Below are 14,061 nucleotides of genomic sequence, written 5' to 3' on the forward strand. Positions count from 1 at the left end.
TCACCCCGGAATAGCTCGGGACGGAGAGGCTTGAATAGGGCGGGACGTAACACCTTGAGCAGCAGCGGCAGGCGGTTGCGCCATGCATGTTCGAACAGCGCCACTTCCTGTCCGGCCGGTTCGTAGTACGGGGTATCGATGGCCGTATCGGCCGGACTGCAGGCGTTCATTTGCGTGATCCGTGATGCTGGCTGGAACAGAAGGGACCGGCCCTCGCCGGCCGGCCCCAGGCTTGCGGCCTGCCGGGCCTCAGGCCACCGCGTTCTCCCTGCCCTTGACGAAGAAGCTGGCGAGATAGGCGATCAGTCCGAGCAGGAAGACGACGCCGGACCACTCGCGCATCCAGTAGAACAGGGCCACCTGCTCCTGGACGACCATGAACGGCGATGGCGTGGCCGAGACGCGCTGCAGCCACACCTGCAGGATGCCGGCGCCGGTGAGGAACAGCGTGATGAAGACCATGGCCACGGTCATCAGCCAGAAGCCCCACATCTCGACGACCAGCGAGGCGTTCGAGTTTGCCGCACGGCCACGCATCTGCGGCATGGCATAGGAGATGATCGTCAGCACGACCATGACGTAGGCGCCATAGAAGGCCATGTGACCGTGTGCCGCAGTGATCTGCGTGCCATGCGTGTAGTAGTTCACCGGCGCCAGCGTATGCAGGAAGCCCCAGACGCCGGCTCCGAGGAAAGCCATCACGCCGGTGCCGAGCGCCCACAGCGTCGCCGCCCTGTTCGGATGCTCGCGACGCCGCCTGTTCACCATGTTGAAGGCGAACAGCGTCATGGCGAAGAACGGGATCGGTTCCAGGGCGGAAAAGACACCGCCCCAGAGCTGCCAGAATTCGGGCGTGCCGATCCAGTAGAAATGGTGCCCGGTGCCGATGATGCCGGTGACCAGCGCCAGCGTGATGATGACGTAGATCCACTTGTCGATGACCTCGCGATCGACACCGGTGATCCTGATCAGCACGAAGCCCAGAATGGCGGCGAGGATCAGCTCCCAGACGCCCTCAACCCACAGGTGGACAACGAACCACCAGTAGAACTTGTCCTTGACCAGGTTGTGCGGGTTGTAGAAGGAAAACAGGAAGAACAGCGCAAGGCCCCACAGGCCGATCAGCAGCACGCTGCTGATCGCCGTCTTGCGCCCCTTGAGCACGGTCAGCGTGATGTTGTACAGGAAGCCGAGCGCGACGACGACGATGCCGATCTTGGTGATCGTCGGCTGTTCGAGGAACTCGCGGCCCATCGTCGGCAGCAGGTCGTTGCCGGTGATCTGCGCCAGCGTCGCGTACGGTACGGCAAGATATCCGACGACCGTCAGCGCGGCAGCGACGAGGAAGATCCAGAACAGAGCCAGCGCCAGCTTCGGGCTGTGCAACTCGCGTTCCGACTCCTCGGGCACGAGATAGTAGGTGGCACCCATGAAGCCCATCAGCAACCAGACGATCAGCGCGTTGGTGTGCACCATGCGGGCGACGTTGAACGGGATGTGCGGGAACAGGAAGTCGCCGACCACGTACTGCAGCCCCATGATCAGGCCGAACAGGACCTGCGCGACGAAGAGCCCGAGCGCGGCGATGAAGTACGGTTTGGCGACCGCTTGCGACTGGTATTGCATGTCCGTTTCCTTTCCCTCTCAGCCCTGGATGCTTGGCGGCCACTTGGCGGTGTCGATCTTCGACGCGTATTCGAGGAAGTCGGCGATCTCGTTCAACTGCCTCTCGCCCAAGTTGAACTGCGGCATCGAACGGCGGTCGCTGATGCCCTCCGGCGGACGGCTCTGGATGAAGGCCTTGACCGCGGCCTTGCCCTCCTCGCCACCGCCGAAGCGATCGACGACGTTGCCGAGTTCCGGCGCGAAGTAGGCACCTTCGCCGAGCAGCGAGTGGCAGCCGATGCAGTTGTTGTCTTCCCAGATCCGTTTGCCGGCAGCGATCTGCGGATTGGCTGCCAGCATTTCGCGGCGGTCGCGTTTCGGCGTCTCCGATTCCGACTGGAATACCAGTGCGGCAAAGAGCAGCACGAAGAACGCCGTTCCACCGTAGAAGACGTTGCGTGCCGATGACGTGCTGAATGATGTGCTCATTCGGAAAACCCTCCATTTCATGGCGCACGAAGCTGCGCGGTGCGAAATCTAGTGCCGACCGGACCCGGCAGAAATTGACCTCGATCAAGAGTGAGCGGGCGCTGCACGCGATGCCGGAAGCGGCAGCACTGGCCTGTGCGGCAACACGGCCGCTGCGACGAGACACGTTGTCGCACCCCGGAATACAGGTCAGCCGCGACGCCCAACCGCCTGCCGGACGGTCGCAGGGGGCGCCACCCCGCAACCGGTCTCAATCGCCGCGCACCTGCCGCGCGACCGCGATTGACGCCACAGCGGCCCGGCTCTATGCTCCCTGCGGTATCGTCGGCGGTTGCCGATGGCAGCGGTGGCGCCGCCACCCCGGGGCGCCCGCCGGCTGCGCTGGCGGATCGCTGCGACACCGGCAGTGCGCGGCTTCGCCGCCGCCGTTGCCGACAGCCTTCCCGCCACCCGTATTGCCAGAGAGGTGATCGATGCGTCTGCAAGCCCTGCTCTTCGTCCTGCTCATCGCGACCACGGCGGCCTCGCGCTCCGAGGTGTACAAGTGGGTCGACGAGAAGGGGGTCACCCACTTCTCGGAGTTGCCGCCACCGGGGCAAGCGGCAGCGCGGCCCCGGCAGCAGCCGGCGGCGCCACAACAGCCGCTGCCCACTTCAGCAACCGGCGGCGACGACCTCAGACCGGCCGCGAAAACCTGGCAGCAAAAGGAGACCGAGTTTCGCCAGCGCCAGATCGAGCGCGACGCTGCCGCCCGCAAGCAAGAGGAGCGGGAGGAAGCGGCGAAGCGCAGGCAGCACGACTGCATGCTGGCGCGAAAGTCTCTCGAAGACCTGCAGAACGCGAACGCCGTCAGCCGCTACGACCAGCAGGGGCAGCGCGTTTATCTCGACGATGGGGAACGGGCGAAGCTGATCCAGCATCGAAGACAGGAGATCGAGGCGAGATGCGCCGGCTAGTGGCGGCGGTCACGGGTCGCTTGCCGCCGGCGCCGATGTTCTCGCCGGCAGCATCGACCGGGCGGCGTCGGCGAAAGCGATTCAGCCGGCAAGCAGCGTCATCCGGTTGGCGAAGTCCGAGCAGAGCAGCAGCGGCTGCAACGCCCGCATTGCTTCGTCGCGGCATCATCGGATAACGACCAGTGGAGGAGTAGGCGATGAACATTTCTGCAAGCACGGTCCGGGCCCGCGTCGGCGACGCGGAATGGCAGCAGCGCGTCGATCTCGCTGCCTGCTATCGCCTGGTGGCGCTGTTCGGCTGGGACGACCTGATCTTCACCCATATCTCGGCCCGTGTTCCCGGCCCCGAGCACCATTTCCTGATCAATCCCTACGGTTTCATGTTCGACGAGATCACCGCCTCGAGCCTGGTCAAGGTCGATGTGCAGGGCAACAAGCTCGACGACACGCCATACGAGATCAACCCGGCAGGCTTCACCATCCACAGCGCGGTGCACGCAGCGCGTGCGGACGCGATCTGCGTCCTCCACCTGCACAGCGTCAACGGCGTCGCCGTCTCGGCGCAGGAGGCCGGTGTGCTGCCGCTGTCGCAGCACTCCATCTTCGTCCTCTCGTCGCTCGCCTACCATGACTACGAGGGAGTGGCTCTGGTCGACGACGAGAAGCCCCGCCTGGTGCACGACCTCGGCGACCGGCGTTTCCTGATGCTGCGCAATCACGGCCTGCTGACGGTCGGCCGATCGGTGGCCGAAGCCTTCGTCGCGATGTACTTCTTCGAGACGAGTTGCCGGATGCAGGTCAAGGCGATGAGTGGTGGCCTCCCCCTGCGCCATATCGCGCAACCGATCGTCGACGGCGCGCAGGCACAGTGGGAGCAGGTGACGCGCGGCGCGGGCGGCGGCCTGGCATGGCCGGCGCTGCTGCGCCGACTGGCGCGCAGCAATCCGGGCCATGACTCCTGAGAAGGAGTGCCGGCGGCGGCGCCAACGGGCGCGGCAGACGGCGCAAGCGAGCCACCCGGCCTGAAGATCGGGGGAAACGACGCCGCGTGACGCGGCTGCCGGCCTGCAGCGGTCACCGCCGATGCGGTAGAATGCGACGCGTGACCGCCCTCCTCGTCCTCACCAATCTGCCCGACCAGTCGGCCGCACGGTCGCTCGCGGAACGGCTCGTCGAGGCGCGCCTTGCTGCCTGCGTCAACATCCTGGCCCCCTGCCGTTCCGTGTACCGCTGGCACGGACAGGTCGAGACGGCCGACGAGGTACCGCTGCTGATCAAGACCAGCGCCGCGCGTCTCGTCGAGCTGACGGCGGCGATCCGCGCCAGCCATCCATACGAGTTGCCGGAGGTGATCGCGCTCGACATCGCCGCCGGCCTGCCCGAGTATCTCGCCTGGGTTGTGGGCGAAACCGCGCCCTCCGCCTGAGCGCGCCGGACGTGTCCATGCTCCGCTGCCTGCTCTCGCTCCTGCTGCTGCTCGCCACTCTGGCCCAGGCGGAGGAGTTCCTCGACCCGGCGGTGGCCTTCAAGCCGAGCGTGCGCGACCTCGACGGGCAGACGCTCGAGGTGCGCTTCAGCATCGCCAGGGGATACTACCTCTACCGTGACAAGTTCCGCTTCGCCGCCGAACCGGCGACGATCCGCCTCGGCACACCGCTGCTGCCGCCGGGCAAGGAAAAGCAGGACGACACTTTCGGTCGCGTCGAGGTGTACTACGACCAGGTACTGATCCGGCTGCCGGTCGAGCGCGGCAGCCCGGGGCCGCTACCGCTGACCCTGCGCGTCGCGTCGCAGGGCTGCGCCGATGCCGGCATCTGCTATCCGCCGCAACAGCACACGCTCGCCGTCGAGCTGCCCGATCCGGCTGCGGCGGGCGCGGTCGGAGCAGCGGCAGCGGCCGGCCCAAGCGGCGACGAGTCCGGCCACATCGCGCAACTGTTCCGGCATGCCGGCTTCTGGTTGCTGATCGGCAGCTTCTTCGGCTTCGGTCTGCTGCTGTCGTTGACCCCCTGCGTCTTTCCGATGATCCCGATCCTCTCGGGGATCATCGTCGGCGCCGGGCGCGACGGCCACGGCGTCTCGCATGCGCGCGGCTTCCTGCTCTCGCTGGCCTACGTCCTGGGCATGGCGGTGACCTACGCCGCCGCCGGTGTCGCCGCCGGCCTCACCGGCACCCTGCTGGCTGCGACGCTGCAGAACCCCTGGGTTCTCGGCGCCTTCGCCGCCGTCTTCGTCCTCCTCTCGCTGTCGATGTTCGGTTTCTACGAGTTGCAACTGCCGAGCATCCTGCAGAGCCGGGTGTCGGAGGAGGCGAGCCACATCCGCGGCGGCTCGCTGCCCGGGGTCGCGGCGATGGGGGCGCTGTCGGCGCTGATCGTCGGCCCCTGCGTCGCTGCGCCGCTGGCCGGGGCACTGCTCTACATCGGCCAGAGCGGGGACGCATTTCTCGGCGGCGCGGCGCTGTTCTCGCTGGCGCTCGGCATGGGTGCGCCGCTGCTCGTCGTCGGCGCCAGCGCCGGTACGCTGCTGCCGAAGTCGGGACCGTGGATGGAGGCGGTGAAGAAGGCCTTCGGCGTCATCCTGCTGGCGACCGCCGTCTGGCTGGTGTCGCCGGTGATCCCGCCGGTGGTGCAGATGCTGGCCTGGGCGCTGCTGCTGATCGTTCCGGCGATCTACCTGCACGCGCTCGACCCGCTGCCGCCGCACGCGAAGGGTTGGCAGCGCTTCTGGAAGGGAATCGGCATCGTCATGCTGCTCTTCGGGGCGGCGATGCTGCTCGGCACGCTGGCCGGCTCACGCGACCCGCTGCAACCGCTCTCGGTGCTGCGCAGCGGCGCCGCCGGCAGCGATGCCCGGCATCTGCCTTTCGAGCGCGTGCGCTCGGTCCCGGAACTCGACAGCCGGCTGGCCAGCGCCGGACGACCCATCCTGCTCGATTTCTATGCCGACTGGTGCGTCTCGTGCAAGGAGATGGAGCGCTTCACCTTCGCCGATCCGCGCGTGCAGGCGAAGCTGGCGGGCTGGACCCTGCTGCAGGCCGACGTCACCGCCAACTCGGCAGCCGACCAGGCCCTGCTGCAACGCTTCAAGCTCTACGGCCCACCGGGAATCATCTTCTTCGACCGCCAGGGACGCGAGATCGAAGGCATCCGCGTCGTCGGCTTCCAGAGTGCCGACGAGTTTCTCGGCCTGCTGACGCGCCTGAACTGACTCGCTCCTACTGCAGCGCGCCCGGCGACAGCGGCTTGCCCGGCAGCAACGGCAGGGATTTCGCCGGCAAGCGGAATTCCGCCGTTGGCGCCAGGCTCTGGCCACGGACGAATCCCGGTGCTTTCGCCCTGCCGCGCAACGGCGACGCCTGCGGCAACGCGAAAGGCAGACCATCGACCTCGACCAGGGTCGCGACCTCGACGGACTGGTTGCCATCGTGGCGTCCCGCGCCCTGCGGCGCGAAGATGCCGCGCCCGACGAGCAGGTTGTTGATCGCCCAGACCTCGGTCGCAGCTGGCAGTCGCTCGCTCCAGACCTGCAGGAAACGCCCGCCGGGCGAGTCGTCGACCAGGGTGTTGTGCGCCAGATGAAGTGCATTGTCCGGCCAGCGCTCACCTTCGGCGCCGTACGCAACGACCACCGGGTTGTCGGTCGTCGCGCTCTGCCCGATGATGTTGCCGATCACCCAGGCGATTCCGCCGTTGGGAAATTCGAGCTCGTACGAGGCGCTGCCGCCGACCCCGTCGACCAGGAGGTTGTAGAGGATCGAACTTTCTCGCGCCCGCGACTTGATCAGGTGTCCGAGGTACCCCTGCTGAAAACGGCTGCCGCTGACCTTCAGGCGGGCGATCGTGCCGGCGTAGAGCAGATGGTGCAGTGCGCCGGCATGGCGGGGAGCAGCGCCGAACTCGCTGTTTTCCACTTCGAGGACGGCGTCGGGCGCGTTGCTCGTGAGAATGCCCATCTCGTTGTCGAAGAAGGCGCAGCGGGCAACCTTCAGGTGACCGCCCTCGAAACGGATGCCGGCGCCGTTGCCGGCGGAGACGCGCGCGCCACGGAATTCGAGGTTGTCGATCGTCATCTGCGCACTGCGCACCACCCACAGTGCCTTGCCCTCGGCGCTGTCCCCGTCGGCGATGAGGACCGGCCGCCTGCCGACGCCGCGAATCGTCAACCGGTCCTGCGTCCACACCACTGCCTGCCGCCGGTATTCGCCCGGGCGAATCTCGATCGTGTCGCCGTCGCGCGCCAGCCGCGCCGCTTCGCTGATGCTGCGTACCGCTTCCCGCTCACCGACGACGATCGTCCGGCCGCCGGCGGCCACCACCGGCTGGCCTTCGGCAGCCGCGCGCTGCCCCCCGGCGCGCCTGGCGGCGGGCGTCTCGACGGGGGACGAAGCGGCTGCCGGGCTGGCGGCCGGCGGCCGCACGACCTCCAGTTGCCCCTGCTCGTTGCGGCGAATCGTGCCGAGCTCGGTCGGCGCCGGCGGCAGATTGTCGGCCGACAGCGGGCTGCCGAGGGTAGCCAGTGCAAGCGCGGCGGTGGCGACGAGTCGCCGGATCATGCGGACCGGTCGCGCGTCGCGAGCGGCTGCGGCAGCCCACCCGCCCGGCGTGTCCGCGAGCGCTGCCGCATGCTTTGCCGACGCGTCGTCAGCACAGCTCGACCTGCGCTCCAAGCTCGACGACACGGTTTGGCGGCAGCTTGAAGAACTCGGTCGCGGTGTCGGCATTGCGGAACATCCAGTTGAACAGGGTCTGCCGCCAGTTTGCCATACGCGCCTGCTGTCCGGTAGGCAAACGGACGACCGTGTCCCGCCCGAGGAAGAAGGAGGTCGACATCATGTCGAAGGCGAGTCCATCGGCGGCGCAGAGGGCGAGTGCACGCGGCAGGTCGGGTTCGTCCTTGAAGCCATAGGCGACATGGACGCGGTGGAAGCCCTGACCGAGCGCCTCGACGCGGATACGCTCGGCCTCGGAGACGTGCGGCACATCGGCAACCGCGACGTTGAGGACGACCACCCGCTCGTGCAGCACCTGATTGTGGTTCAGGTTGTGCAGCAGTGCACGCGGCACCCCTTCGGGATGGGCGGTGAGAAAGACGCCGCTGCCGCTCACCCGCTGCGGCCCGCCGACGGCAATGCCGGCAATGAAGTCGGTGAGCGGAATCGACTGCTGCCGCTGCCTTTCGGCCAGCAGCCGACGCCCGCGTCGCCAGGTCGACAGGAGAACGAAGACGCCAGTACCGACCGCCAGCGGGAACCAGCCACCGTCGACGATCTTGATCACGTTGGCCGCGAAGAAGGCGAAATCGACGACGACGAAAAAGACCAGAAAGAGTGCCGCGCGCGGCCAGCTCCACTGCCACAGGGCGCGCACGACGACGAAGGCAAGCAGGGTGTCGATCATCATCGTCAGGGTGACGGCGATGCCGTAGGCCGACGCCAGGTTGGACGACGAGCGGAAGCCGAGGACGACGACGATCACCGCCAGCAGCAGCAGCCAGTTGATGTTCGGCACGTAGATCTGGCCCTTCTCGCGCTCGGATGTGAATCGTACCTGGATGCGTGGGCAGTAGCCGAGTTGCATGGCCTGGCTGGTGAGCGAGAAGGCGCCCGAGATCACCGCCTGCGAAGCGATCACCGTCGCCGTCGTGGCGAGGACGACCAGCGGCAGGACCAGCCGCTCGTCGGGAACGAGACGGAAGAAGGGACTGGCGATCGCCTGCGGGTCGGCGAGGATCAGCGCGCCCTGGCCCAGGTAGTTCAGGTAGAGCAGCGGGAAGACGAGGGCAAACCACGCCCACTTGATCGCCCGCCGGCCGAAATGTCCCATGTCCGCGTACAGCGCCTCGCCACCGGTGATCGCGAGGACGACCGAGCCCAGGGCGAGGAACGCCATGCCCGGCTGCCCGAGGCAGAAGGACAGCGCGTACCAGGGGTTGATCGCCGCCAGCACCGCCGGGTTCTGGATCACGTTCCACAGCCCGAGCAGACCGAGGGTCGAGAACCAGAGCATCATCACCGGACCGAAGAGGGCACCGACGGCGGCGGTGCCATGGCGCTGGAAGACGAAGAGCAGGACGAGAATGACGACGGTGATCGGCAGAACCCAGGGCTTGAGCAACGGCGTCGCGACTTCCAGTCCCTCGACTGCCGACAGCACCGACATCGCCGGCGTGATGACCGCGTCGCCGTAGAACAGCGCCGCGCCGAAGATGCCCAGCGCCGACATCAGCCAGAGAATCCGCGGCGTCGCATTCGCCGTGCGCAGCGCCAGCGCCGTCAGCGCCATGATGCCACCCTCGCCGCGGTTGTCGGCACGCATGATGAAGAGCACGTACTTCAGCGATACGGTGATCGTCAGCGCCCAGAAAACCAGCGACAGGATGCCCAGGACATTGCCCACGCTGGGCGGCAGCGGGTGATGGCCGCCGAAGACTTCCTTCATCGTATACAAGGGGCTGGTGCCGATGTCGCCAAAGACGACACCCATCGCCGCCACCGCAGTGGCCGCCAGGCCCGATCGCGGTTCGCCGCCCGCTGCTCCTTCTGCAACCATGTCGGTCCCCGGCCGAGTCGCCAAGACGCACCTCCGCAGCCAGTCCACCATCATCCGCGTCCGGCGACGAGCAAGCGCCGCCGGTGATTCCGACCGATCGGCCCGATGGCCGGCGAAAGGTTCACCGCCTTCCTCCGGGAGCGTACAATTCCATTCTTTTTTCCAGTCGCACCCAGCCAGTCAGGAGGACCGCCATGAGCCAAGAATACACCAGGCCGGCCGAACCGGAAACCCTGCAGCAACGACTCGCCGAGGTGCACCTCACCGAGGTGCGGTCGCTGCTGTCGCTGCAGAAACTGGTCGAGGATCTGGTCCGCGAACAGGGAGCGGGTGAGGAGGACGGCGTCGACAGTGAAGTCGAGCAGCAGTACCGTCGCGAACTGCGGCAAAAGCTGAAGCTGATGCCGGCGCGTGAGGTCGCCTACATCATCGAATCGCTCGATGCCGCCGAACGCCTCGTCGTCTGGGAGGAAGTCAAGGAAGGCGCCGACGCGATTCTCGCCCTGCTGCCCGATGAAGTGCTCGAGGAACTGATCGACGACAGCCACTACCGCAACGAGAAGATGGCGATCACCGCCTTCGAGCTGCGCGACGGACGACTGCGCCAGATTTCGGTGAATGGCCCCGAGGATCTGGCGAACGTCAAGCCGATCTGGGTCGACCTGATCGCCCCGACGAAGAAGGTCCGCGGCTGGATCGGCCAGATGTTCGACATCGACGTGCCGGACCCAGGCAACCTGACCGACCTCGAGGCGAGCGCCCGCTTCTACGTCGACGATGAAGGCCACACCCACCTGCACTCGGACTTCCTGCTCGATACGCGGGAGGAATCACGCAACGTTCCGGTGGCGATGATCCTCCACGAGCAGGTGCTGTTCACCGTGCGCAGCGAGGAACTGCCGGTGTTTCGTCTGCAGCGGGCACGCGCGCGCACCCGCCCCGGCTACGTCAGCAACGGCACCGACGTGCTGATCGACCTCTACGCGGCCGACGTCGAATACTCGGCGAGTGCGCTCGAGGACATGTACGGCGAACTCGATCGCATCGGCCGGCAGGTGCTGCGCTCGCACACCAGCGACCAGGAGGCGTCGAGAATCCTGGTGGCGATCTCGGAAGCCGAGGATCTCAACGCCCGCACCCGCCGCAGCGTCCTCGATGCCCGCCGTGGCCTGTCGTTCCTGCTGCGCGGCAAGTTCCTCAGCGAGGCGCAACATGCCGACGTGCGCGAGATCCTGCGCGACATCGAATCGCTCGACGGCCACACCGCCTTTCTCTTCAACAAGATCAACTTCCTGATGGACGCCACCGACAGCGCGATCAACATCAACCAGAACAAGGACATCAAGCGGCTGACCGTGCTCAGCGTCATCTTCATGCCGATCAACGTGATCGCCGGCATGGGCGGCATGTCGGAGTTCTCGATGATGACCGAGGGAATCCCCTGGCCGATCGCATACACCGGCTTCGCCTGCACGATGGTGGCGATCGGCGCCCTGACCTACTATGGTCTACGCCACTTCGAACGGCGCCGCATCAGCGCCCAGCAGCACACGCACCACCACGCGGACTGAGTCGCGGCGCGGCAGGCCTCACCAGAGGCGGAAGATCTCCGCGGCGGCGGCGACCGTCGCGGAGATGTCGTCGGCCGAGTGCGCCGCCGAGACGAAACCGGCCTCGAACGCCGACGGGGCGAAGTAGTGGCCAGCAGCCAGCATGGCGTGGAAGAAGCGTCGGAAGTCCTGCTGCTCCGATTGCATCACCTCGGCGTAGCTTGTCGGGCAAGCCGGACGGAAATAGATACCGAACATGCCGCCGATCGACTGCGCCGAAAAGGGCACGCCGTGCCGCCCCGCCGCCGCTGCCAGACCATCGCAGAGGCTGCGCGTGCGAGCCGCCAGCTGTTCGTGGAAGCCTTCCGCCTGCAGCAGCCGCAGCGTCGCCAGGCCGGCAGCCACCGCCACCGGGTTGCCGGAGAGCGTGCCCGCCTGATACACCGGGCCGAGCGGCGCGATGCTGCTCATGATCTCGCGTCGGCCGCCGAAGGCGCCGACCGGCATGCCGCCGCCGATCACCTTGCCGAGCGTCGTCAGGTCGGGAGTGATGCCGTAGAGGCCCTGCGCCCCCTGTGGGCCGACGCGAAAGCCGGTCATCACCTCATCGAAGATCAGCACCGCACCGTAACGGCTGCACTCCTCGCGCAAGGTCTGCAGGAACGCTGGGCGCGGCGCGATCAGGTTCATGTTGCCGGCGACCGGCTCGACGATCACCGCCGCGATGCGCTCGCCGTGGGCCTGGAAGGCGGCTACGACCTGCTCGCTGTCGTTGTAATCGAGGACCAGCGTGTGCTGCGCCAGATCGGCGGGAACACCGGCCGAGCTCGGATTGCCGAGGGTGAGGAGGCCCGACCCCGCCTTCACCAGCAGGCTGTCGGAATGGCCGTGGTAGCAGCCTTCGAACTTGAGCAGCAGGTCGCGGCCGGTGTGGCCACGCGCCAGGCGGATGGCGCTCATCGTCGCCTCGGTGCCGGAGCTGACCAGGCGCACCATTTCGAGTGACGGCAGCAGTTGGCACAGCAGTTCCGCCATGTCGACCTCGCTCTCGGTCGGCGCACCGAACGACAGGCCAGCCAGCGCCGCCTCGCGGACGGCGGCGACGACCTCGGGATGGGCATGACCGAGGATCAGCGGTCCCCACGAGCCGACATAGTCGATGTAGCTGGTACCGTCGGCGTCGGTGACGCGCGCGCCGGCGCCGGCGACGAAGAAGCGCGGCGTGCCGCCGACCGAGCGAAACGCCCGCACCGGCGAATTGACGCCCCCCGGGATATGCTCCTGCGCACGGTCAAACAGTTGCTGGTTGCGTGAATTCACGTCGCTTGTCCTCGAACAGGGATTGGTAGGCTGCGGCACGCGCCTCTACGTCGGCGGCCGCGAAAAGGTCACTGATCACCGCCAGCATGTCGGCTCCGGCAGCCAGCACGGCCGGCGCATTGCCGATCGTGATGCCACCGATCGCACAGCTTGGCACACCGAGTTCGGCACGGCAGTGGGCAAAGAGCGACAGCGCCGCCGCCGGTGCCAGCGGCTTGGTCGTGGAGGGAGACACGGAACCGAAGGCAACGTAATCGGCCCCGGCCGCAACCGCCGTCCGTGCACGCGCGAAATCGCCGTAACACGAGGCGCCGAGGAGGCAGCCCGTCGGCAGTGCCTGGCGGGCCGCGTGCAGGTCGCCGTCACCGGCTCCCAGGTGCACTCCGTCGGCTGCGACCGCCAGTGCCAGCGCCAGATCGTCGTTGATCAGCAGACGGGCGCCGAACTGGTGGCAAAGCCGCCGCAGGGCGCGGGCAACCGCCAGCCGGCTGGCGGCATCGGCATCCTTGTCCCGATACTGGAGAAAAGCGGCCCCACCCCGCAAGGCCGCCGCGACGACCGCAAGGTCGCCAGAGGCAGTGAGCCCGGGCGGCGTGATCGCGTAGAGGCCGCGCAGGGGTTGCCGTTCAGTCATCGAGTCGCCGGGGGCGCTGACGGGTGGCGAAGAAGCGATCGGGAATGAACTGGCCCATGCCGGGGCGGAAGCCGGCCGCCAACGCCCGCCATGTGTAATCCTGTGCGGCAGCGACGGCATCATCCACCTCCACACCACTGGCGAGATTGGCGGCGATCGCCGAAGCGAGCGTGCAGCCCGACCCGTGGTAGCTGCCGGGCAGGCGATCCCAGGCATCGCTGCGCACCAGCCCGACTCCCTGCCGATACAGCGTATTGATCACGCGCGCGGTGTTCACATGGGTGCCGGTCAGCAGCACGTGCCGACATCCGAGGTCGAGCAGCGTCTGCGCGCAGTCGCCAAGGGGCAGCTCCGATCCATCGTCACCCTCGTCGTATCGCCCGGACACGAGGCGACGAGCCTCCAGCGAGTTCGGAGTGAGGATCGTCGTCACCGGCAGCAACAACTCGCAGAGGCCGGCGATCATTTCATCATCCGCCAGTTCGTCACCGCGACCGGAGGCGAGAACGGGATCGACGATCAACGGCACTGCAGGATGATCGGCGGCGATGCCGGCGATGATGGCGATATTCTCGACGCTGCCGGCCAGCCCGACCTTGAACGCCGCCACCGGCATGTCCTCGAGCAGCGTCCGCGCCTGCTCCTCGACGCAGTCCGCAGCGACCGCGAGAACGCTGCCGACGCCGACCGTGTCCTGCACGGTCAGCGCCGTCAGCACCGACAACGGGTGGCAACCCAACGCGGACAGGGTCATCACGTCGGCCTGCATCCCCGCACCGCCGGATGGATCGCTGGCGGCAAAGCTCAGGACAATCGGCGGCAACGACGTTGCAGTGCGGTGGTTCATGAAGGTAAGGTGGCCTCGGCCGTCGGCATCGAAGGAGAAACCCTTGGCAGCAACGCCGGTGATTGGCTAAAATCGGCGTGTTTCCCCGACGATTTTACTCGAAATTCCC

At 67.2% G+C, this 14,061-nt stretch carries 12 protein-coding genes; 5 read left to right on the forward strand and 7 right to left on the reverse strand.

The features are described 5' to 3' along the window. Positions 1-249: 249 nt before the first annotated feature. Together NFW30_RS14645 and NFW30_RS14650 are read right to left on the reverse strand one after the other, a co-directional pair. Positions 250-1,626 (reverse strand): cbb3-type cytochrome c oxidase subunit I, encoded by a 1,377-nt coding sequence (locus NFW30_RS14645; RefSeq protein ID WP_295357096.1) that lies wholly within the window; start codon positions 1,624-1,626, stop codon positions 250-252. Positions 1,627-1,644: 18 nt separating this feature from the next. After that, the gene (locus tag NFW30_RS14650; protein WP_295357099.1) at positions 1,645-2,094 is read right to left on the reverse strand and encodes a cytochrome c; all 450 of its coding nucleotides are present in this window, start codon (positions 2,092-2,094) and stop codon (positions 1,645-1,647) included. A 473-nt stretch (positions 2,095-2,567) separates the two neighbouring features. On the opposite strand from NFW30_RS14650, the gene NFW30_RS14655 reads away from it, so the two are divergent. The 4 genes from NFW30_RS14655 (at position 2,568) to dsbD (ending at position 6,260) form a co-directional block, all read left to right on the forward strand. Beyond that, on the forward strand, positions 2,568-3,050 hold the full coding sequence (locus NFW30_RS14655) for a DUF4124 domain-containing protein (RefSeq protein WP_295357102.1): 483 nt from the start codon (positions 2,568-2,570) through the stop codon (positions 3,048-3,050). A 197-nt stretch (positions 3,051-3,247) separates the two neighbouring features. Beyond that, on the forward strand, positions 3,248-4,012 hold the full coding sequence (locus NFW30_RS14660) for a class II aldolase/adducin family protein (protein ID WP_295357105.1): 765 nt from the start codon (positions 3,248-3,250) through the stop codon (positions 4,010-4,012). Positions 4,013-4,143: 131 nt separating this feature from the next. Then, positions 4,144-4,476 carry a divalent-cation tolerance protein CutA gene (cutA, locus tag NFW30_RS14665; protein ID WP_295357107.1) on the forward strand — a complete coding sequence of 111 codons (333 nt, stop codon included), beginning with the start codon at positions 4,144-4,146 and terminating at the stop codon, positions 4,474-4,476. Between the two features lie 17 nt (positions 4,477-4,493). Next, complete coding sequence (dsbD, locus tag NFW30_RS14670) at positions 4,494-6,260, forward strand: protein-disulfide reductase DsbD (RefSeq protein WP_295357110.1); 1,767 nt, start codon at positions 4,494-4,496, stop codon at positions 6,258-6,260. Between the two features lie 7 nt (positions 6,261-6,267). Here the strand turns inward: dsbD and NFW30_RS14675 are convergent, their stop codons facing one another. After that, positions 6,268-7,605 carry a hypothetical protein gene (locus tag NFW30_RS14675; RefSeq protein WP_295357112.1) on the reverse strand — a complete coding sequence of 446 codons (1,338 nt, stop codon included), beginning with the start codon at positions 7,603-7,605 and terminating at the stop codon, positions 6,268-6,270. 88 nt (positions 7,606-7,693) lie between these two features. Further along, complete coding sequence (locus NFW30_RS14680; RefSeq protein ID WP_295357114.1) at positions 7,694-9,601, reverse strand: potassium transporter Kup; 1,908 nt, start codon at positions 9,599-9,601, stop codon at positions 7,694-7,696. 194 nt (positions 9,602-9,795) lie between these two features. Between NFW30_RS14680 and NFW30_RS14685 the strand changes: the two genes are divergently transcribed. Beyond that, positions 9,796-11,172 carry a CorA family divalent cation transporter gene (locus NFW30_RS14685; RefSeq protein ID WP_295357115.1) on the forward strand — a complete coding sequence of 459 codons (1,377 nt, stop codon included), beginning with the start codon at positions 9,796-9,798 and terminating at the stop codon, positions 11,170-11,172. Positions 11,173-11,190: 18 nt separating this feature from the next. Here NFW30_RS14685 and hemL read toward each other — a convergent pair whose 3' ends face one another. The 3 genes from hemL to NFW30_RS14700 are packed head-to-tail and all read right to left on the reverse strand — an operon-like array spanning position 11,191 to position 13,952. Continuing rightward, positions 11,191-12,471 carry a glutamate-1-semialdehyde 2,1-aminomutase gene (gene hemL / locus NFW30_RS14690; RefSeq protein ID WP_295357117.1) on the reverse strand — a complete coding sequence of 427 codons (1,281 nt, stop codon included), beginning with the start codon at positions 12,469-12,471 and terminating at the stop codon, positions 11,191-11,193. Next, the gene (gene thiE, locus NFW30_RS14695) at positions 12,443-13,105 is read right to left on the reverse strand and encodes a thiamine phosphate synthase (RefSeq protein WP_295357118.1); all 663 of its coding nucleotides are present in this window, start codon (positions 13,103-13,105) and stop codon (positions 12,443-12,445) included. Before thiE ends, hemL begins: the two co-directional genes overlap by 29 nt. Beyond that, positions 13,098-13,952 carry a hydroxymethylpyrimidine/phosphomethylpyrimidine kinase gene (locus NFW30_RS14700; RefSeq protein ID WP_295357120.1) on the reverse strand — a complete coding sequence of 285 codons (855 nt, stop codon included), beginning with the start codon at positions 13,950-13,952 and terminating at the stop codon, positions 13,098-13,100. The genes thiE and NFW30_RS14700 overlap by 8 nt, the downstream gene beginning before the upstream one ends. Positions 13,953-14,061 lie beyond the last annotated feature (109 nt).

Origin of the sequence: Accumulibacter sp., assembly GCF_023806635.1 — a bacterium.
Classification (GTDB): domain Bacteria; phylum Pseudomonadota; class Gammaproteobacteria; order Burkholderiales; family Rhodocyclaceae; genus Accumulibacter.